The organism is Variovorax paradoxus EPS (genome assembly GCF_000184745.1).
GTDB classification, from domain to species: domain Bacteria; phylum Pseudomonadota; class Gammaproteobacteria; order Burkholderiales; family Burkholderiaceae_C; genus Variovorax; species Variovorax paradoxus_C.
On the sequence record NC_014931.1, the window covers coordinates 3773938 to 3794079 of the forward strand.

Consider the following 20142-nt stretch of genomic DNA (forward strand, 5'->3'; position numbering starts at 1 on the left):
ATGCCCGAAGGCCTGCGATGCGATGTCGGCTCTTTGCCGGAAGCGCGGAATGAATCAGCGCGGGCGGATGTTAGAACAACGATTTATGAAAGAACAGTGTTTTTTTTAAAACTGATGTTTTGAAAGATTGCGAGGCGAAGAGAGTGGTATTTACCCTCACTCTTTGCTTGGAAGCCGGCCCCATGTCATGCGTTGAGCGATCCACGGATGCCCTTCTCCATGCCTGTGAGCATGTCTTGCGCCGCTTGAGACCGGGCGGTTGCCTCGGCCCGGCACCGCCGATCTCAAGCGACTGACCGATGGCACTAGCGAAGGTCGCGCAGCCCCATCGCCGGATCGCTCACACCGTGCTTGCCGGTTTCCACGCGTCCCGCAAATCGACGGTAGTACGCCGGGTCGGCGTCGCAGGTGACGGAAAAGTCGTACCAATGGCCGCTGGCTGCAAGCTCCCAATGCTGTTGTGCGCTCGCCTTCCCATCGACGCTCGCCGTCCAGGGGCCGTCGTCGCGATAGGCTTTGGCCTCGACGGTGAATCTGCAGGCGTTCTTGCCATCGTTGCGCATCTCAAGGTGAACATTGCCGTTGACGATGTCGTAGCAGACACGCACTTCGGGAATGGCCGCATCGTCTGCTCGTATGTGCTGAAGACTTCCCTTGAAGTGGCGGTGAAAGCCGTTCGGCCCGAGTACCCAGAGGTCGTAGTCGCTGCCGTTGTCGGCAATTGCCGACCAGTTGTCATCGAGCATCTTTCCCGCTTCCACCATGTATCGCCGCGGGAGCCGATCGAGGTTGAGCTTGTCGTACACGTGGAACACGGCGGCGGCCTTGCCCGAGTTGGCGAACAGCAGCTTCAGCTTGCCGGCAACCGGGTCTGCCCTGGCGCTGACATGCAGTTCGTAAGGCAGAGCTCGCGAAGGTTTGACGCCGATTTCTTGATGCGGCATTTGAGCGTCTGACGGCGGTTCGATCGGTGGCCTCGGGGTGACGCCATCCGCCTCGAACTCCTGTGAAGCTCTCAGCGCATCCGCATCTGGCCTGCTCGTCTTCCCGGCCAGCACTGGCAAGGCTTCGCCATTCGGCGTGCCGAAGTTGAAGGCGCTTGTCAGATCGCCACACACCGCCCGGCGATAGGGAGAGATGTTGGTTTCTTCCAGACCGAAACGGGCTTCGATGAAGCGCAGCACCGAGGTGTGGTCGAACACCTGCGAGTTGACCCAGCCGCCACGACTCCAGGGTGAGACGACGTAGAGCGGAACACGCGGCCCGGGGCCGTAGACCCGTCCATCGGGCTTGGGCTGTTTGACGGAATCTGGAGCGGCCGGATGGTTGAAGTATTCGGCGCTCATGGCCGTGTCCGAAAGCGTGGTCTTGCCGGCATAGGTGCCGTCCCCCAATGGCGATGGCGCCGACGGCGACGGCACGTGGTCGAAGTACCCGTCGTTCTCGTCGAAGTTGATCAGCAACACCGTCTTGCTCCAGACCTCGGGAACGGACGTCAGCGCGTCCAGGACCTCTTGCACGAACCACGCACCCTGGACCGGACTGGAGACTTCGGGATGCTCGGAGTAGAAGCAAGGCGCGTTGATCCAACTCACGTGCGGCAAGCGCCCGGCCTTCACATCACGCCGGAACGCGTCGAGGTATTCCTCAGGCTTGTTGCCTGGCAGGGTATTGGCAATGCCCTTGTAGAGCGGGTTGCCCGGGTTGTCGGTCGCTGGGTCGTATGCGTGGTACGGCGTCGCCTGGCCGCTGTCGAAAACAGGTTGATTCGGCAGGTAGCCGCCCGATACAGGAAATCCGGATGCCCGATTGGCGCGCCGAAACTGGCGGAACGCGCCGAACAGGTTGTCGCCCCATTCGTCGGGCATGTTCTGATAGCAGATCCAACTGACACCAGCCGCCTCCAGTCGCTCGGCATGCGTTGTCCACGTGTAGCCGGTCTCCACACCCGCAGGACTCCCGTCCAGCATGTCCCACTCGTTCAAGACAAAAGCCGTTCCCTGTGCAGTCGGGCCATTGGTGCCGGTCAGGTGAAAGCTGCGATTGGGGTCGGTACCCGCGTGCATTGCGCAGTGATAACCGTCGCACAACGTGAAGGCATTGGCCAGCGAGAACTGAAACGGAATCTCTGCCTCCTTGTGGAAACCCATCGCCTTGGGGGTTTTGTAACGGGGCCATTCGTGAATGCGGCCGTTGTCCCAGGCTCGTTGACTGTCCTCCCATTCGTGCGGCGTTCCGCCATCGCGCTGTGCGTTGCCTTTGCGGCTGTCGAAGTGATAGGGCAAAACCACCTTCCCTTTGGCATCGCTTTGGTGCCAGACGCTCAGACCCTTGGGCAACGGAATGGTGAATCGGTCACCAAAGCCGCGAACACCCGCCAGCGTGCCGAAGTAATGGTCGAACGACCGGTTCTCCTGCATCAATATGACGATGTGCTCGACATCGTTGATGGTGCCGGTCTTGTTGTTGGCAGGAATGGCAAGCGCCCGACGGATGCTCGGTGGAAAAGCGGAAAGCGTGAGCGCGGCGGCGCTGGCCTTGGCGGTGCCCGCAAGAAAGCTTCGACGTGAGTTCATGGTTTTTGGCTGCGTCATTTTTCAGGGGGCGCAACGCAATTCAGGCGTCCCGGAAGTGCCGGGAGCCCCCCCGGTGAAGCTTCCGCCGCACGCCGCCAACCCCAGGCACAGCAGCAAGATCCATCCACTTTTGGCAGAGACTTTCCAGCCGCGCAGGCTCGTTCTGTTTTTCATTTCACCTCCATGCATCTGTTGAGAAATTCCAGGCTGAGTCACCGCTGGAATCTCGCTGCCCTCGGGTATCGGGTGCTGGCATTGCGCGCCAGCTACCGAGGGGCCTGCGATGCGATGTCGCCTCTTTGCCGGAAGCGCCGAACGAATCGGCGCGGGCGGATGTTAGAACAACGATTTCTTCAAGAACAGTGTTTTTTCTGGAATTGACGTTCTGGGCTATTTCAGAGAGAAGCAGGAGGTGTTTACCCGCGCTTTTCTGCCTGCGCTGTCGACGCCTTCCATGTCTCTGAAGCGCCTCGCCCATCGAACGAAGCGCAAGAAATCCGCGTGTCAGGTTGTGTCAACTCGGGTAACCGCTCGGCGTGCAGATCCGGCACAGCCGCCGTCAGCGCCTGTGTATGGATATGCCTTGGCGCATCGAGCACTTGCTTCGCCGGCCCCTGCCCCAACAGACGCCCGCGCTGCATCACGCCCACGTCGCGCACATGTGGTGGATCACCGCAGGGTTGTGGCTGATCAGCAGGTAGGTCGGGCCGAATTCGGCCTGCAGGTCGCGCATGAGGTCCAGCACCTGCGCCTGCACCGATACGTCGAGCGATGAGGTAGGCTCGTCGCAGACGATGAACTGGGGCTGGCACGCCAATGCGCGCGCGCTGGCGTTGGCCGCCCGAAAATTGATGCGGAAAATGCCGTCCGTCATCGAGCGACATGCGCTCGCGGCGCAGAGACTCGATCACGCGCTCGGAGGTTTCCTGCTGGCGATACTGCAGGACGTCCTCGATCTTCAATACGAAGACACGCATGAAAAAGCCCCGTCAATCGTGAGATCAACGGGGCCCAATCAATTTGGCGGAACCGGAGGGATTCGAACCCTCGATGAGGCTCTACACCCCATACTCCCTTAGCAGGGGAGCACCTTCGGCCACTCGGTCACAGTTCCTGAAAGAAGCCGAGATTATGCCACCGTCAGGAGGCCGGTTGGTCCAGATCGAAGGCTTTATGCAGCGCTCGAACGGCCAATTCCATATATTTTTCGTCGATCACGACCGAGGTCTTGATCTCGCTGGTCGAAATCATCTGGATGTTGATGCCCTCTTCGCTCAACACGCGGAACATCTTGCTCGCCACGCCCACATGACTGCGCATGCCGATGCCAACGATGCTGACCTTGCAGATCTTGGTGTCGCCCACGATTTCCGTAGCACCCAGCGAAGGCATGACCTTCGATTGCAGCAGGTCGATGGTCTTGGCGTATTCGTTGCGGTGAACCGTGAAGCTGAAGTCGGTCTTGCCGTCCTTGCTCAGGTTCTGGATGATCACGTCGACCTCGATGTTGGCGTCCGCCACGGCACCGAGGATGTGATACGCGATGCCCGGCTTGTCGGGCACGCCGAGCACCGAGATCTTGGCTTCGTCGCGGTTGAATGCGATGCCGGATACGACGGCTTGTTCCATGTTTTCGTCTTCCTCGAAAGTGATCAGCGTGCCGGACTTGGCCTCTTCATTGATGTCGATGTCCCATGCGGTGAAGCTCGAGAGCACACGCAGCGGCACCTTGTACTTGCCGGCGAATTCCACCGAGCGGATCTGCAGCACCTTGGAGCCGAGGCTCGCCATCTCGAGCATCTCTTCGAAGCTCACGGTGGTCAGGCGCCGCGCATCGGGCTCGACGCGCGGGTCGGTCGTGTAGACGCCGTCCACGTCGGTGTAGATGAGGCATTCGTGCGCCTTCATGGCCGCCGCAATGGCCACGGCCGAGGTGTCGCTGCCGCCGCGGCCCAGCGTGGTGATGTTGCCCGCGTCGTCCACGCCCTGGAAGCCGGTGATGACCACCACCTTGCCCGCGTTCAGGTCGGCCATCACGCGCAGGTCGTCGATGCTCTCGATGCGGGCCTTGGTGTGCGAGCTGTCGGTGCGCACCGGCACCTGCCAGCCCGCGTAGCTCACCGACTCCACGCCCTCGGCCTGCAGCGCAATGGCCAAGAGCGCGGACGAAGCCTGCTCGCCGGTCGATGCCAGCATGTCGAGTTCGCGGTTGTGGGCTTCGCCCGGTTTGCTCGGCGCCAGTTCCTTGGCGAGGCCGAGCAGGCGATTGGTCTCGCCGCTCATGGCACTCGGAACCACGATCATCTGGTGGCCGGCGCGCGCCCACTTGGCAACGCGCTTGGCGACATTCCTGATGCGCTCGGTCGAGCCCATCGACGTACCGCCGTATTTGTGAACGATCAATGCCATGGGTGAAATCAGAGAAAGGAAAAGGGCCGCTGGATAGGCGGCGCCCTGCAAGCTGTGGGAGCTAAGTCTTCGGCGAGGGCGGGGCATTGTACCAATGCAGCCGATCGCCCTTCCGCTCGGCGAAACCGCCGGCCACTTTGAGGTGGATGCGGTGGCCGCGCGTGGTGCAGGCGCGGACCTGGTCGAGCAACTGGTCGAGCTGCGCGGCGCTGGGCGCGCAGCCGTGCGATTGCATCAGCCAGTGGCGCAGCACATTGGCTTGACGAGCCCGCGAAAACGCCTGCAGCGCCTTGATGAGTGGCGGGTCACCAACGGACTTCAGGTCTTGCGCAGCGAGTTCGAGCAACAGTTGCTGCGCCTGCGCCGCATGGCCGATGCTGCGCGCGAACGTCGCGCGGAACTGTGGAAAAGCCTGCTCCAGTGCTGGCAGCAGCACCGCGCGAATCCGGTTGCGGGTGTAGCGGGCATCGCCGTTGCTCGGGTCTTCGATCCATGGCAGATCGCGTGCTGCGAGCCAGGCGCGGATGTCGGCCGCAGGCACTGTCAGCAGAGGCCGATAGATGTTCAGGCCATTGCGTTCAGCGTGCGCGGGCATGGCCGCCAAACCCGGAAGGCCGGCACCACGCGATAACGCCAGCAAGAGCGTTTCGACCTGGTCGTCCGCGTGATGCCCGAGGGCAATCGACTGGATGAAGGGCCGCGTCGAATCCATGCGCGCCATGACACCAAACGCCTCGTAGCGTGCGCGCCGCGCGGTGTCTTCGGGACTGTCGCCTGGTGCGTGCCGCGCATCGACCCGATGAACCACGAGCGGCACACCAAGCCGCGCACAGACTTCGCCGCAATGCCGCTCGAAATCATCGGCCGCGGCCTGCAGCCCGTGATGCACATGAAAAGCCACCACCTGCCCCGGCCAGCGCGAAGCGCAGGCGGCCAGCAAGGCGTTGGAATCCGCACCGCCGCTGAAGCCCACCGCCAGCGGCCACCGCGCCGGCTCGAACGCGGCGATGGCGCGTTCGAAGGCTTCGCTCATGGGTGCTCAGCGGCCGGTGTCGGCCTTGGTATCGTTGAAACGGCCGTAGCTCTGCAGACGCTCGTAGCGGCGGTCTAGCAGCTCCTTCGGCTTCAGGTCGCTGACCTGGCGGAACGCGTCGTTGAGCGCGCGCTTGAGGAATGCCGCCATCTGGCGGTGGTCGCGGTGTGCGCCGCCGACCGGTTCGTTCACGATCTTGTCGACGAGGCCCAGTGCCTTCAGGCGGTGCGCCGTGATGCCGAGCGCATCGGCCGCTTCCTGCGCCTTGTCGCTGGTCTTCCAGAGAATGGAAGCACAGCCTTCGGGGCTGATCACCGAATAGATCGAGTACTGCAGCATCACCAACTGGTCGCCGACCGAGATGGCCAGCGCGCCGCCGGAGCCGCCCTCGCCGATGATCGTGACGATGATCGGCACCTCGAGTTGCGCCATCTCGAAGATGTTGCGGCCGATGGCTTCGGATTGGCCGCGCTCTTCGGCATCGATGCCGGGGTATGCGCCGGGCGTGTCCACGAAGGTGAACACAGGCAGCTTGAACTTTTCGGCCGTCTTCATGAGGCGCAGCGCCTTGCGGTAGCCCTCGGGCTTGCTCATGCCGAAGTTGCGCGCGGTGCGCTCCTTCGTGTCACGGCCCTTTTGATGGCCCAGCACCATGCAGGGCACGCCGTTGAAGCGAGCGAGGCCGCCCACGATCGACAGGTCGTCCGAGAAATGCCGGTCGCCGTGCAGTTCGACAAAGTCGGTGAAGATTTCGTTGACGTAATCGAGCGTGTAAGGGCGCTCCGGATGCCGGGCGATCTTGGTGATCTGCCAGGGCGTCAGGTCGCTGTAGATGTCCTTGGTGAGCTGCTGGCTTTTCTTGCCGAGCTGATCGATTTCTTCCGAAATGTCGACCGCCGATTCGGTCTGTACATAGCGCAGTTCTTCAATCTTTGTTTCGAGTTCCGCAATGGGCTGCTCGAAATCGAGGAAGGTTCGTTTCGCCAACGTCTTCTCCTGTTTTATTTCAATACGCGACCGGCACGGGGTCCAGCGACCGCCAAATATACCAAGTCGCCACGCTGCAATACGGGGCCCAGGCCACGGCAACGTCGCGGGCATCGCTGCGGCTCACCGGGTCGCCCGAAAAGTAATTGACGCTGATGCCGTTGAGCAGCCCGACATCATCCACAGGCAGCACGTTCGGACGCATGAGGTGGAAGATGAGGAACATCTCGGCCGTCCAGCGGCCGATGCCGCGAATGGCCACGAGCTCTTCGATGATGAGCTCGTCGGCCATGTCTTTCCATGCATCGACGTGCACGACGCCCGAGTCGAAATGCAGGGCCAGGTCGACCAAATATTCGATCTTGCGCGCCGAGAGGCCCGCCGCGCGCATGTCGTCGACCTTGAGCTTGAGCACGTTCGCCGGCGTCAGCTTGCGCGGCAGCACCGCGAACTTGTCCCAGACGGTTTGCGCGGCCTTCACCGAGATCTGCTGGCCGACAACGCTGCGCGCCAACGTGGTGAAGGCGTCGCCGCGCGATTCGAGACATGCGGTGCCGAACTTCGGAATCAACCGCTTCATCACGCGGTCTTTCTTGGCCAGGTGCTTGCAGGCCTCTTCCCAATAATCCGGCGTGTAGATCTGAACGGTCGGGTTTTTGGAAGCGGGCATGGGGTTGGTGGTTCCGTTCACTTCGCGACGGTCCAGCTCGTGCCAGTGGGCGAATCCTTGAGCACGATGCCCTGCTCAAGCAATCCCTGGCGGATGCGATCGGCTTCGGCGAAATTCTTCGCGGCCTTGGCGGCGGCACGCGCATCGATCTGCGCCTGGATGGCCGCATCGTCGAGCGTTGCGCCTGCGCGGAGGAAACTCTTCGGGTCGCTTTGCAATATCTGCACGCACCCACCCAGCGCCTTCAGCAGCCCGGCCTGCGTGGCCGAGCGCGTGCGGTTGACTTCACCCGCCAGGTCGAACAGCACGGCCACCGCTTCGGGCGTTGCGAAATCTTCGTCCATCGCGGCCTTGAAGCGCGCGGCATATGGATCGGTCCAGTCGATCGTCACCTCGGCCGGCGCGACCAGGTCCAGCGCCGTATACAGGCGCTTGAGCGAATTGCGCGCGTCGTCCAGATGCACGTCGCTGTAGTTGAGCGGCCGACGGTAGTGCGCGCGCAGCACGAAGAAGCGGATGGTCTCGGCGTCGTACTTCTTCAGCACGTCGCGGATCAGGAAGAAGTTGCCCAGGCTCTTGGACATCTTCTCGTTGTCGGTCACGATGAAGCCGTTGTGCATCCAGTAGTTGGACAGCGGCTTGTCGTTGGCGCCTTCGCTCTGCGCGATTTCATTTTCGTGGTGCGGGAACTGCAGGTCTTCGCCGCCGCCGTGGATGTCGAGTGTTTCGCCCAGCAGCGCGCAGGCCATGGCCGAGCACTCGATGTGCCAGCCCGGACGGCCAGCGCCGAACTCGCTGGCCCACTTCACCTCTTCGGGCTCGCTCGCCTTCGCGCTCTTCCAGAGCACGGGGTCGAGTGGGTCGTCCTTGCCGTCGAGCACGGCCACGCGCTCGCCCGCATGCAGCTCGTCGATCGACTTGCCGCTCAGCTTGCCGTAGCCGGGGAACTTGCGGATGGCGTAGTTAACGTCGCCGTTCTCGGCGCGATAAGCCAGGCCCTTCTTCTCGAGCGTGCCGATCATCGACAGCATCTGCGGGATGTAGTCGGTGGCGCGTGGCTCGTGCGTGGGGCGCGCGATGCCCAGCGCATCGGCGTCTTCGTGCAGCGCGTCGATCATGCGATCGGTCAACGCGCGGATGCTCTCGCCGTTTTCCACGGCGCGGCGAATGATCTTGTCGTCGATGTCGGTGATGTTGCGCACGTAGGTCACGTCGAAGCCGCTGGCCTTGAGCCAGCGCTGCACCACGTCGAAGGCGATCATCGAGCGGGCATGGCCCAGGTGGCAATAGTCGTAGACCGTCATGCCGCAAACGTACATGCGCACCTTGCCAGGTTGCAATGGGGAGAATTCCTCCAATTCACGCGACAGCGTGTTGTAGATGCGCAGACTCATGAGACTCGGAAAGCGTCGCTTCGCGCACGTGCGGCACGGGCGAACGACGGGGTATTTCAGGGGTGACGGGGACAGTGGCCACGAGGGGTTGGACATGGCCCCTCGGCTACAATGCCACGCAGTATAAACGGCCGCCGCAGCCTGCTGCCGCGTCCCTCCCGGGTGTTCTCCAGGCCCGCATTCCCCTATCTGCCGAGGCTTCATGAAGCACGCCGTGTTCTCCAAACTCTCCATCGCCTTCGCACTCCTGTTCAGCCTGTGGGGTTCCGTTGCGCATGCCAACGAGTACGACGAAGTGAACCTTCTGCTGCGTCAAGGCAAGGCCACCGAAGCGCTCGCCAAGGCCGACACCTACATCGCCGGCAAGCCGCGCGATCCGCAGATGCGCTTTCTGCGCGGCGTGATCCTCACCGAGCAGAACAAGCAGCCCGAGGCCATCATCGCCTTCACCCAGCTCACGCAGGATTTCCCCGAGCTGCCCGAGCCCTACAACAACCTCGCGGCGCTGTATGCCTCGCAAAGCAAGTTCGACCAGGCACGCGCCGCGCTCGAATCGGCGATCAAGCTCAACCCCAACTACGCCACCGCGCACGAGAACCTCGGCGACGTTTATGCGCGCCTCGCGGCACAGGAATACGTGAAGGCGCAGCAGTTCGCCAGCACCAACGCCAGCGTCGCGCCCAAGCTCTTGCTCATCCGCCAGATCTTCTCGTCGAAGGCCGAGGCCGAAGCCGCCGCGCTGCCGGCTGCACCTGTGGTCATCCGCAAGCCGGTCGGCAAGTCCAGCAAGTAAGCCGCTGCCGGCACGGGCGGTGCGACGACGCGTTCGTTGCACCGCCCCCGCCCTCCTCTTTTCGCAAACGGAGCATCACTTGACGATCCACGCCCTTTCAAGACTCAGCCGCCGCAACGCCTTCATCCTGGCCGCGGCCATCGGCTTCGCCGCCACCGGCTACGCGCAGCAAACCGCACCGCGCGTGAAGCTCGCCACCTCGGCCGGCGACATCGTGGTCGAACTCGATGCGGCCAAGGCGCCCAAGTCGGTCGAGAACTTCCTGCAGTACGTGAAAGACAAGCACTACGACGGCACGGTGTTCCACCGCGTCATCGACGGCTTCATGATCCAGGGCGGCGGTTTCACGGCCGACATGCAGCAAAAACCCACGCGCCCGCCGATTCCGCTCGAAGCGAGCAACGGCCTGAAGAACGACAAGTACACGATCGCCATGGCGCGCACCGGCAACCCCAACTCGGCCACCTCGCAGTTCTTCATCAACGTGAAGAACAACGATTCGCTCAACGCGCCCAATCCCGACGGCTACGGCTACACGGTGTTCGGCAAGGTCGTGGCCGGCACCGACGTGGTCGACAAGATCCGCGCCGTGCAGACCGGCAACAAGGGCGGCATGCAGAACGTGCCCCTCGAGACCATCACCATCAAGTCCGCCACGCTGGCGAAGTAATTCATCCCCCCAATTTCCGAAGAAGGAGTCCCTCATGAGCAACCCCCAAGTCGAACTGCACATCAAGAACTACGGCGTGATCACGCTCGAACTCGACGCCGAGAAGGCGCCCAAGTCGGCCGAAAACTTCATCGGCTACGTGAAGAAGGGCCACTACGACAACACGGTGTTCCACCGCGTGATCCCCGGCTTCATGGTGCAAGGCGGCGGCTTCGAGCCCGGCATGAAGCAAAAGCCCACCGGCGCCGAGATCGAGAACGAAGCCAACAACGGCCTGAAGAACGCCAACTACACCGTCGCCATGGCCCGCACCAGCGCGCCGCACTCGGCCACCGCGCAGTTCTTCATCAACGTCGCCGACAACGGCTTCCTGAACCACACGGCACCCTCGGCGCAGGGCTGGGGCTACGCGGTGTTCGGCAAGGTCATCAATGGCACCGACGTGGTCGACAAGATCAAGGCCGTGAAGACGGGCCGCAAGGGCTTCCACGACGACGTGCCGCTCGAAGACGTGGTGATCGAAAAGGCTCTCGTCATCGCTGAATGACCCTCAGGCAAGACAGGCACGGCGCGGCATGACCAACGTGGCGAACCCGGCTTTCACCGAGCTGGTGGCGCCGCCCGCGTGGCGCACCGTCGACCTGATCTCCGACCTGCACCTGCAGGCGGGCGAGCCCACCACCTTCGAAGCTTGGCGGGGCTACCTCGAAACCACGCCGGCCGATGCGCTGGTCATCCTCGGCGACCTGTTCGAGGTGTGGGTGGGCGACGATGCCGCCGCCTCCCCCGGCTTCGAGGCGCAATGCGCAGAACTGCTGCGCCACACAGCGCAGCGCCTGCCGGTGTTCTTCATGCACGGCAACCGCGATTTCCTGGTCGGCCCCGCGTTAGCGGCGCAATGCGGCCTCACGCTGCTCGACGACCCCACCGTGCTGGTGCTGCACGGCCAGCGCTGGCTGCTGAGCCACGGCGACATCCTCTGCCTGGAAGACACCGAGTACCTCAAGTTCCGCGCGATGGTTCGCACGCCTGAATGGCAGGCCGCGTTCCTGGCACGCCCGCTCGAAGAGCGCCGCGCACTTGCGCGCGCGATGCGCACGCAGAGCGAAGACCGCAAGCGCAACCCCTCGACGATCTGGGCCGACGTGGACACCGACGCCGCGCGCCGATGGTTGCATCAGGCCAAGGCGCAAACGATGGTGCACGGCCACACGCACCGCCCGGCCGAACACGACCTGGGAAACGGCCTGCGCCGCATCGTGCTGAGCGACTGGGATGCGGCGGCCCATCCGCCGCGTGCGCAGTTGCTGTGCCTCTCCACCGCCGGCGCACAGCGCGTCGACCTGCGCTAGCCGCACCGCCGATGTTCAAGTGGCTGCGCCGCCTGCGCGCCCTGCCCCCGATTCCCGATGCCGCCTGGCAGGCCACGCTGGCGCGCTACGCCTTCCTGGCCGACCGCCCCGCTGCCGATGTGCAGCGGCTGCGCGCGCTGACGGCCGAGTTCCTGCGCGACAAGGAATTCCACGGCACCCAGGGCTTCGTCATCACCGACGAGGTGGCGCTCGCCATCGCGGCGCAGGCCGTGCTGCCCGTGCTGCACCTGAAGGGCCATCTCGACTGGTACGACGATTTCGTCGGCATCGTGGTGCATCCGTCCGAGGTCGTGGCGCGGCGCAAGGTCGTCGACGAAGCACTGGTCGTGCACGAGTACGACGAGGTGGTGGCCGGCGAAGCCATGGACCGCGGCCCCGTCATGCTCAGCTGGCAGGACGTGCTCGCGAGCAGCGTCACCAGCGAAGGCGGCTACAACGTCGTGATCCACGAGTTCGCCCACAAGATCGACATGCGCGGCGGCGACGCCGATGGCTGTCCGCCCTTGCCGCCCGGCTTCGCGGGCAAGCGCAGCGCTCGCGAATCGCGCGCCGCGTGGCTCGCCGTGCTGCAGCCGGCCTACGACGATTTCCGCGAGAAAACCATCATGGCCGAGCGCTTCGGCGCCGAGCCACCGTGGCTCGACGACTATGGCGCGACCTCGATCAGCGAGTTCTTCGCGGTGGCCTGTGAGGCCTACTTCGTGAACCGGCCGAACTTCGCCCGGGACTTCGCTGCGGTGACGGCTCTTTTCGATGAGTTTTTCTTGAGCAGGCAGGCCTGAGGGGCGACCGGGTCCGCAGGTCGCGCGCCAAAGAAAAAGACGCCCCGCGGGGCGTCTTTTTCATGGCGGTCTGGCGCTTACTTGCGCAGCAGCGCCTTCAACGCGTTCTGCAAGCGACGTGCGCTGGCCGCATCGTGCGCCGCAGCCAGCACCTTGCCGGCATCCTGGCCCCAGGTCTGGGCCGGCGCCGGGTCGCCGCGCTTGGTCAGTAGCTTGAGTTGCAGCGCACGGCGTGCGTCGAGCTGCTCTGCGGGCGTCGGCACTTCGGCGGCCATTTCCAGGCGCAGCAGCGCTTCGGCCGCATCGCCGGCCGCAGCCGTCGGCGCGCTGCCGACAGCTTGCGACCAGGTGGTGCGTACGGCCGGCGTGACCGCGCGACCCAGCTCCTGAACGCTCGGAAGGCGAGCCGCATCGCGCTGCTCCCAGGCGCCGAGCACCTGCGTCAGTGCTTCGCCATGGGCTTGCGCAGCGAGCTTGCGCAGCGCCATGTCCGCGCGTTCGAGCGCTTCGCGCTGGGCGCGGAAAGCGGCGTCGCCGAGGCGCGGGCCGCGGTCTTCGAAGCGCGGGGGACGGTCTCCGAAACGGCCGGCCGGTGCGCCGCGATCGCCACCACGGTCACCGCGTGCGTCGGGGCGCGGACCGCCACGGTCGCCAGGACGGCCCGGACCACCAGGGCCTGGCCGGCCGCCGTCGCGACGGTCGCCGAACTTGCCGCCGGCGCGGCCTGCGGGCGCCGCGTCCGTCTTCTTGCTGCTGGGACGGTCGTCGCCACGCATGGCCACGACGGGCTTGGGTGCCGGCTTCGGCGCTGCGGCTGGCGCAGGGCTTTCGACAGCGGCAGCTTCGCCTGCGTCGTGCGCTGCGCCATCGGCGCGTGCGGAGGCATCGGCACCGTCGGCCGGGGCCACGAGGTCGGGCGTATCGGCCTGCGCTGCCTCGGCGGTTGCGGCCGGCGAGGCTTCCGCGTCGCTCGGGCTCGGTGCTTGCTCGGCGCTTTCGGCGAATTCAGCGGCGGCCTGTCCGGGCGCCACGACTTCGGCTGCGCCGACCGACGGACCGTCGCTGCTCACCACAGCCTGTTCGGCCTTGGGTGCCGGGGGCGGCGCTTCGCCGCGCAGCGCGCCTTCGAGGCGGGCGATGGCGGCGCGGATCTTCTGCACGTCGCCGCCGGCATTGGCCGCGTCGAGCGCCTTGGACGCATCGAGCACATGGCGATCGTGCTCGCTCATGGCGGCCGATGCCTTTTCGCGCTCGGCCGTCTTGCGGTTGAAGGCTTCGTCGATGGGGGCGCGGAACGCGTCCCACAGTTTCTGTTCGTGGCGGCGATCGAGCGGCACGCTCTGCGCCTCGTGCTGCCAACGCTGCTGCAGCGCCTTGACTGCGTCGATGCGCAGCATCGGCTGGGCGCCGAGCTCAGTGGCCTCGGCGATCATGGCCTGGCGGCGTTCGACGCTGGCCTTCTGGGCCGTCTCGAACGGTGCGCGCGCGGCGCCGAAGGCTTCGTTCCACTGCGGCTGCAGTTCGGCGAAGACCTTCTCGCCCACATGGCCGGCATCGCGCCAGCGGTCGGCGAACTGATGCAGCGCGCGGTTGTGCGCCTTCAGGTCGGTGGCGCCGGCATGCTCGGCGGCCCAGGCCTTGACCTCTTCGATCAGCGCCACGCGATGCGCGCGGTGCTCGGCCGCATCGGCGCGCACCTTCTCGAGCCAGGCCTCGACCACCTTGTGGGCTTCGTTGCAGGCTTCGTCGAAGCGTTTCCACAGCGCATGGTTCGGCATGCCGCCCTGGTCGGCCTGCTTCCACTGGTCGCGCAGCGCGCGCAGCGTTTCCTGCATCTTGCGGCCGCCGAGGGCCTGGCCTTCGGGGCGCTTGAGCAGGCCTTCGGCCTTGGCGACGAGGTCTTCGCGGACCTTGTCGGCGCTCCAGCGCTGCCAGCCTTCGAGCTCGCCGGCCGCGACCAGCGCGGCATGCACGCGGGCTTCGAGCGGCGCCTCGACCAGCTTGCCGTGCTCCTTGAGCACCGCACGCAGCGCGGCGGCCGCACCGGCACTGGCCTTGCCGTGGCCTTCGGCGGTTTCCTGTTCGAGCTTGGCGAGCGCAACCTGAACGGCGTCCTGCGCGGCGGCACGAACGGCCGGATCGATCTTGGGTGCCGCAGGCCGTGCGGGCGCTGCAGTCTTGGGTGCGAGCACCTCGCCGCGCGCGCTGCGCAGCTCGTCGGCCCACACGGGCACCGGCGGCAGCGGCGCGGCAGCATCGGCTGCGGCGGCGATGGCCTGTGCCAGCGCGCTGTGGAACGCATCGGACACGACCAGCAACTGCGACTTCGATGCATCCAGCTGCGGCGCGAACTTGGCGTCGAGGCTGTTCCAGTTGATGTCGGCCGTGATGTCGGCGGCCTGCTGCTGCCAGTGGGTCACGTCGTTGCGCAGCGACTCTTCGGCGGCCTGGGCGTCCTGCCAGCCCTTGGTGGAGAGCACTTCGAAGCGCTGTGCAAGCAGGACGGCGGCTTCGCGATGCACCTGGGCGCGGTGCTGCAGGTCTTCGATGCCCTTCACGCGTTCGGCCAGCTTGGCCTTCAGGCCCGCGAGCGGTTCGCGCGAGAGCGGCGCGCCGGCCTTGGCGGCGTCGCGCTGCCAGGCAAGTGCATCGGCGATGTTGAGCTTGGACTGGCCCAGCAGCAGTTCGGCCTTCTGCGCCCATTCCGCGGCAATCGCCTCCTGGCCCTTGGCGCGCTTGAGCTCGTCGAGCTTCTCGCGCAGCAGGCGCGCGGCGCCCTTGTCGCGACCGCTCAGCTCCTTGAAGACTTCCTGCATTTGCTCGGATGCCGGGTTGCCCGCGAGCCAGTCGCGGATGCGCGCGGCGCGCTCGCCGGAAGTCGGCGCGGTGAAGGCGCCGCCGGTGAGCGTATCGAGGGCTTGAAGGTCGTGTGGCTTGGAAGAAGTAGAGGTCACTGGCGGAATCGTTGTCTTGGTAGAGAAAGCGAAGGCGCCGGCAAAGGCCGGCGCACATCGACATTTTCACCCACTTGCGATGGACTGCCGAATTCCGTGGCGGAACGGCGGCCAACGCTGGTGGCGGGCTGGGAGATTTAACGGGAACTACATATATAGCAAGCCGATGCAGAAAGCCAAGTGGCCGTTCTCACTTCATGGTCAGTTTGAGCTCGGCGCCCGGCTTCCACTCGGCACCGCTGGCCGTGGTGCGCACCGCGCCCAGGAACAGCCGCTCGCTCGTGAGTTTCTGCGCCAGCAGGTAGTCGCGCACCGCGGCGCCGCGCTCCACGGCCAGTTGGCGCATCGATTCCTCGTCGACCGGCACGCTCGCGAACAGCAGGTTTTCCATTTCCTTGACCGGCAGGTCCTTGGCCAGCCCGACGAGGTTGCGCGGCTTGGTGATGTCGGCGCGCTTGTACACCGCCGTCAGCAGCTCGGGGTATTCGGCGTCGGTGACCGGCGGCACCTCGGTGCCGGTTTGGCCGCCGCGCACCGCGACACGGCGCTTCTCGGCCTGGGTGAGCTGTCGCACACGCTGGCGCTGGTAGGCATCGCGCTCTTTCTCGAGGCTGGAGGTGCCGATGACCGTCATCTCCAGCGTCGGCCGCTCGGCCAGCGCCTTGGCGACCTCGTCCAGGCTTTCCTTGGCCGCCGCGCTGAGCACCGAACTGCCCGCCTCGAAGGTGATTGCGCTCGATTCGCCGCTGCCACCGCCGCCCAGGCCGCCGGTGAGCAGGCTGAACGGCGCCGTCACGGCCTTGACGATCAGGTTGACCACCGCCTTCCAGATCAGCGGTCCGACGCTGAACTGCGGATCGTTGAGCGAGCCGCTGAGCGGCAGGTCGACGTCGATCACGCCGTTGCGGTCGGCCAGCAAGGCCACAGCCAGTTTCACCGGCAGGCTGTTGGGCGCACCGGCGACCTCCTCGCCGAACTGCAGCTGGTTGAGCACCAGCTTGTTGGTGGCGGTGAGCTGGCCGTCGGGCGCGACCTTGTAGTTCACGTCCATGCTCATCTTGCCGCGCTCGATGCCGTGGCCCGCGTAGCGCACCGAGTACGGCGACAGCGGTGCGAGGTCGAGGTCGCGCATCTTGGCGGTGATGTCGAGTTCGAGCGGCTTGGCCAGCGGATTGAGCTTGCCGGTGATTTCCAGCGCGGCCGTCTGCTGCGCCTTGCCGCGCAGTTCCAGGTCGGCCAGCGCCGGGCGGCCCGTCTCGCCCTTGGGCGGGTTCGACGAGAAGGAACTGAGCTTGCCGGTCAGCTCGCTCAGGTCGGCCGAGTAGTTGGGCTTGACGAAGAGATCGGTGAAATCGATCTTGCCGTTGACCAGGCTCATCGGACCGAAGTTGATGACCGGCGTGAGGCCGGTGTCCGCCGGTGCCTGCGCCGTAGCTACCGGCGCGGCGGCCGGCTTGGCGGGTTCGGGGCTGCCGCCGACCATGGCTTCGGCCGACACCGGCGCGCCGCCGGAGCGCTGCACAGGCGCCGCCGCGCGGGTCGTGGTGGTGGTGCCGCCCGGTCCCTTCTGGGTCTTGGCGTCGGCAGAGGCCGCAGCCGCGGCACCTTCGGCTTCGCCCTTCTTCGTCAGATTGAGCAGGTTGAGCCGGCCGGTCGGATCGACGATCACGCGGGCGAAGAAGTCGGTCAGCGTGGTTTCGCGCACGTCCACCTTCGGCGGCGTATTGGGCGCCAGGCCGACCTGCAGCCCGCGCAGGCTCAGCGTCTTCCAACTCAGGAGCTGGTTGGTGTTGCGGTCGAAACCGGGGGACTGGGTGAGCGACACACTGTTGGCGCGGAAGTCGTCCAGTGCGGTGTCGCCAGCCAGCTTGACGGTCATGCCGGCCGGCGTGGTCGTGTAGTGGACCGTGCCGCGGTAGCTCGCGAAGGCGCGGCGGATGTCGACGTTGAGCGCGTCCGCGTAGTAGGCCTTGAAGGCGTGCGCGGGGAACGAGATCACCTCGAGCCGGCCCTCGGCGGCCAGCGGCTTGAGCACGACGTTGCCCTTGTAGTCGAACTTGCCCGGCTCGGAGCGGCCGGAGCCGATGCGGCCCGAGACCTGCAGCGGCGACACGGTGTTGGTCTCGGGCGCGATCTTCTGTGCGTTCAGCTTGAAGGCCGTGACCTCTACCGTCACCGGCAGCGCGCCGGCCTTGTCTGAATATGAGAGGCTGCCGTTGTCGACCGCCATCGTGGCGATGGTCAGCGCCCAGGGCTTGGTGTTGGCGTCGGCCTTGGCCGATCCGGCGCCGGCCGGCTTGGGCGCCGCCACCTTCGCTTCGGCCGCGCCGCCGTTGCCGGCCGGGGTGCGCAGCCAGCGCTCGAACATCCAGCGCTTCTCGCTGTCGCGCTCCACGCGCACCTTGGGGTTGGTGGCGGTGAACGAGGCGATGTTCAGCGTGTGCTGCGTCATGTCGACCTCGGCGTCGACCAGCTCGAAACGGCCGACGCTCGCCAGTGCGGTCTTGGTCTGGGTCAGCGCAAGCCCGTCGGCTGCCAGCCGGCGCGCCTTGAACTTGAGGTTGGGCTGGTTCCAGGCGATATCGATCTGGCCGCTGAGCTTGCCGTCGAGCGTGGGCTCCAGGCTCTGCGCCAGATACGGTGCGGCCAGCGAGAGCGGAAGCGCGTCGACCTCGGTCTGCACGTCCGCCACCTTGTCCGTGGCGCTGCCCTTGAACTTGAGCGAGGCGCCGGCAATGGCGGTGCCGCCGTTGAACTGGGCCGGCTTCTCCATTGGCCAAGTGATGGCGGTGACGTCGAGCCCCAGGTCGGTCAGGTCGACGGCGGCCGCGGGCTTGACGGTCTCGTCGCGCCAGCCAATGCGCCCGCCGCTCAGCGCCACCTTGTCGACCTGCACGTTCAGCTTGGGCTTTTCGGCCGTCTGGCCGGCCGGTGCGCTGGCTGGGGCGACGGGTAGCGGCGCCACTTTTTCCGCGGCGTCGGTGGCCGGGTCGGTCGCCATCAGGTTGAGTTGGCCCGAGGCATCGCGCGCCACCACGAGCTGCGGATTGGCGAGCGCCACTTCGCTCAAATGGAACACCGATTCGAGCGGGCGAACATCGGCCAGCGCAAGCTTGAGCGAATCGAAGCTCAGCAGGTCGCGGCCCCTGGCGTCGCTCAGCTTGGCGCCGTGCGCTTCGACCGTGCCGTAGATCTTGAGGCCGGTGGTCGTGGCCTGCTGGAAGTCGATCTTCAGGTCGGCATCGAGGCTGCCGGCCTGCAGCTTCACCGGCAATCCGCCGGGGATGTAGCCGAGGTAAGGCACGAGATCGAGCCCCTTGAACTGCACGTGGGCGTCGGTCTTGCGGCTGGCCGAAAAGGGTGTGGTGAAGGCGGCCGAATCGAAGTTGCTGCCGTTGAGCACGAAGGCCAGCTTGGGCTCGGTCTTGACCTCGCGCTGCGAGGCCAGGTTGCTCAGGAAAGGCACGTTGAGCACGAAGTTGCGCAGCTCGTGCTTGCGCTTGACCGTCTGGTCGTCGAAGTCGACCGCGCCGTCCTTGATCGAGATGTTGTAGATCGCAAAGCGCGCCGGCTCGGCCTTGGGGTCGGGCGGCGGACCCGAGGCCAGCTTGGCCAGGATGTCGTCGATGTCGTACTTGCCGTCGGCCTGGTGCGTGAGCAGGATGGCGGGCGATTCGATCGAGACCGCATCGATCACGGGCGCCAGGCGAAAAAGCGATTGCAGTTCGGCGTCGGCGTAGATGCGCTTGATGGCCAGTTGCGGCTGCTTGCCGTCGGCAGTGGCGATGCGCAGGTCGTGCAGCGCGAGTTCGAGGGTCCAGGGCTTGAAATCGATCTTGCCCACGGTGACCTGCCGGCCCAGTTTTTCGCTCGCGATCTTTTGAAGCTGGCTCTTGGCGACGGGCGGAACCGCCAACCATGCGATGACCCAGAGGGCCAACAGAACCAGCAAGGCGACGATCCCACGTCGCATCCATTTGTTTTGTTTGAGCGAAGCTAAATCCATCGCGGGAGTGTGCCGCAAACACGCCTCGAAGCAGAAACAAGAAAGCCCGGCAACGCGACTGAATGCCTCGTTGCCGGGCTTGATGGCGGGCCTAACACCCAAGCCATCGATTCGCACGGCTGGAAGTCAATGGTTCCTGTCGTGCTGGCAGCAAGAGATTGCCACCGTGGATCCTCCGTCGTTCGAGCCCTTGACTTGCACCTCGGGCTGCCTGACTTCGGAAAAACGCCTGAAAACCCAGGCCCGTTCAGATTAGGTGCAGCACCCTCGCATTGCAAATCCAATCTTCCAAGGGATTTCCCTTAAGCAGAACGCTCTGGGAGGCTTCACTTTTTAAACATTTATTAGCATAAGAAACAAAATCCTTATGCTTGACCGAGTATTTAGCCACGCTAGAATCCGCCCTGCTCCCGACTGCCAGACGCAGAGGGGCCACCCCTGAATCCGCTGCCGAGAACTCCCCCGGCTTGATCAGGTCACCGCGCTCCTTACCCA

At 65.2% G+C, this 20142-nt stretch carries 14 protein-coding genes and 1 tRNA gene; 5 read left to right on the forward strand and 10 right to left on the reverse strand.

The features are described from left to right. Window positions 1-305: 305 nt before the first annotated feature. The 8 genes from VARPA_RS17475 to cysS form a co-directional block, all read right to left on the reverse strand. A complete protein-coding gene (locus VARPA_RS17475) occupies window positions 306-2576 on the reverse strand; it encodes a phosphocholine-specific phospholipase C (RefSeq protein WP_013541911.1) in 2271 nt (756 codons plus the stop codon). 640 nt (window positions 2577-3216) lie between these two features. Next, window positions 3217-3450, reverse strand: coding sequence for a hypothetical protein (locus VARPA_RS30645; protein ID WP_049794431.1), 234 nt, complete (start codon window positions 3448-3450; stop codon window positions 3217-3219). Between the two features lie 147 nt (window positions 3451-3597). Further along, window positions 3598-3690 (reverse strand) — tRNA-Ser (locus tag VARPA_RS17485). Window positions 3691-3716: 26 nt separating this feature from the next. Beyond that, window positions 3717-4985, reverse strand: coding sequence for an aspartate kinase (locus tag VARPA_RS17490; protein WP_013541912.1), 1269 nt, complete (start codon window positions 4983-4985; stop codon window positions 3717-3719). A 61-nt stretch (window positions 4986-5046) separates the two neighbouring features. Then, the gene (gene tilS / locus VARPA_RS17495) at window positions 5047-6018 is read right to left on the reverse strand and encodes a tRNA lysidine(34) synthetase TilS (protein WP_013541913.1); all 972 of its coding nucleotides are present in this window, start codon (window positions 6016-6018) and stop codon (window positions 5047-5049) included. Between the two features lie 6 nt (window positions 6019-6024). Next, on the reverse strand, window positions 6025-7005 hold the full coding sequence (locus VARPA_RS17500; protein WP_013541914.1) for an acetyl-CoA carboxylase carboxyltransferase subunit alpha: 981 nt from the start codon (window positions 7003-7005) through the stop codon (window positions 6025-6027). A gap of 19 nt (window positions 7006-7024) precedes the next feature. Further along, window positions 7025-7675 (reverse strand): DNA-3-methyladenine glycosylase family protein, encoded by a 651-nt coding sequence (locus tag VARPA_RS17505; protein ID WP_013541915.1) that lies wholly within the window; start codon window positions 7673-7675, stop codon window positions 7025-7027. A 17-nt stretch (window positions 7676-7692) separates the two neighbouring features. Next, the gene (gene cysS, locus VARPA_RS17510; RefSeq protein ID WP_013541916.1) at window positions 7693-9069 is read right to left on the reverse strand and encodes a cysteine--tRNA ligase; all 1377 of its coding nucleotides are present in this window, start codon (window positions 9067-9069) and stop codon (window positions 7693-7695) included. Window positions 9070-9271: 202 nt separating this feature from the next. On the opposite strand from cysS, the gene VARPA_RS17515 reads away from it, so the two are divergent. From VARPA_RS17515 to VARPA_RS17535, 5 genes are all read left to right on the forward strand, one after another. After that, window positions 9272-9862, forward strand: coding sequence for a tetratricopeptide repeat protein (locus VARPA_RS17515; protein ID WP_013541917.1), 591 nt, complete (start codon window positions 9272-9274; stop codon window positions 9860-9862). Window positions 9863-9941: 79 nt separating this feature from the next. Continuing rightward, window positions 9942-10532 carry a peptidylprolyl isomerase gene (locus tag VARPA_RS17520; protein WP_013541918.1) on the forward strand — a complete coding sequence of 197 codons (591 nt, stop codon included), beginning with the start codon at window positions 9942-9944 and terminating at the stop codon, window positions 10530-10532. 34 nt (window positions 10533-10566) lie between these two features. Further along, the gene (locus VARPA_RS17525) at window positions 10567-11079 is read left to right on the forward strand and encodes a peptidylprolyl isomerase (protein WP_013541919.1); all 513 of its coding nucleotides are present in this window, start codon (window positions 10567-10569) and stop codon (window positions 11077-11079) included. A 28-nt stretch (window positions 11080-11107) separates the two neighbouring features. Next, a complete protein-coding gene (locus VARPA_RS17530; protein WP_013541920.1) occupies window positions 11108-11884 on the forward strand; it encodes a UDP-2,3-diacylglucosamine diphosphatase in 777 nt (258 codons plus the stop codon). An 11-nt stretch (window positions 11885-11895) separates the two neighbouring features. Beyond that, window positions 11896-12687 (forward strand): zinc-dependent peptidase, encoded by a 792-nt coding sequence (locus tag VARPA_RS17535; RefSeq protein ID WP_013541921.1) that lies wholly within the window; start codon window positions 11896-11898, stop codon window positions 12685-12687. 77 nt (window positions 12688-12764) lie between these two features. Here the strand turns inward: VARPA_RS17535 and VARPA_RS17540 are convergent, their stop codons facing one another. After that, window positions 12765-15641 carry a DUF349 domain-containing protein gene (locus VARPA_RS17540; protein ID WP_013541922.1) on the reverse strand — a complete coding sequence of 959 codons (2877 nt, stop codon included), beginning with the start codon at window positions 15639-15641 and terminating at the stop codon, window positions 12765-12767. A gap of 190 nt (window positions 15642-15831) precedes the next feature. Next, on the reverse strand, window positions 15832-19647 hold the full coding sequence (locus VARPA_RS17545) for a DUF748 domain-containing protein (RefSeq protein WP_041942945.1): 3816 nt from the start codon (window positions 19645-19647) through the stop codon (window positions 15832-15834). Between the last annotated feature and the right edge of the window lie 495 nt (window positions 19648-20142).

Bases quoted from the DNA above. Each gene is read 5' to 3' on its own strand.
- VARPA_RS17475 (WP_013541911.1), bottom strand. From the start codon at position 2,576: ATGAACTCACGTCGAAGCTTTCTTGCGGGCACCGCCAAGGCCAGCGCC.
- VARPA_RS30645 (WP_049794431.1), bottom strand. From the start codon at position 3,450: ATGACGGACGGCATTTTCCGCATCAATTTTCGGGCGGCCAACGCCAGC.
- VARPA_RS17490 (WP_013541912.1), bottom strand. From the start codon at position 4,985: ATGGCATTGATCGTTCACAAATACGGCGGTACGTCGATGGGCTCGACC.
- tilS (WP_013541913.1), bottom strand. From the start codon at position 6,018: ATGAGCGAAGCCTTCGAACGCGCCATCGCCGCGTTCGAGCCGGCGCGG.
- VARPA_RS17505 (WP_013541915.1), bottom strand. From the start codon at position 7,675: ATGCCCGCTTCCAAAAACCCGACCGTTCAGATCTACACGCCGGATTAT.
- cysS (WP_013541916.1), bottom strand. From the start codon at position 9,069: ATGAGTCTGCGCATCTACAACACGCTGTCGCGTGAATTGGAGGAATTC.
- VARPA_RS17515 (WP_013541917.1), top strand. From the start codon at position 9,272: ATGAAGCACGCCGTGTTCTCCAAACTCTCCATCGCCTTCGCACTCCTG.
- VARPA_RS17525 (WP_013541919.1), top strand. From the start codon at position 10,567: ATGAGCAACCCCCAAGTCGAACTGCACATCAAGAACTACGGCGTGATC.
- VARPA_RS17530 (WP_013541920.1), top strand. From the start codon at position 11,108: ATGACCAACGTGGCGAACCCGGCTTTCACCGAGCTGGTGGCGCCGCCC.
- VARPA_RS17535 (WP_013541921.1), top strand. From the start codon at position 11,896: ATGTTCAAGTGGCTGCGCCGCCTGCGCGCCCTGCCCCCGATTCCCGAT.
- VARPA_RS17545 (WP_041942945.1), bottom strand. From the start codon at position 19,647: ATGGATTTAGCTTCGCTCAAACAAAACAAATGGATGCGACGTGGGATC.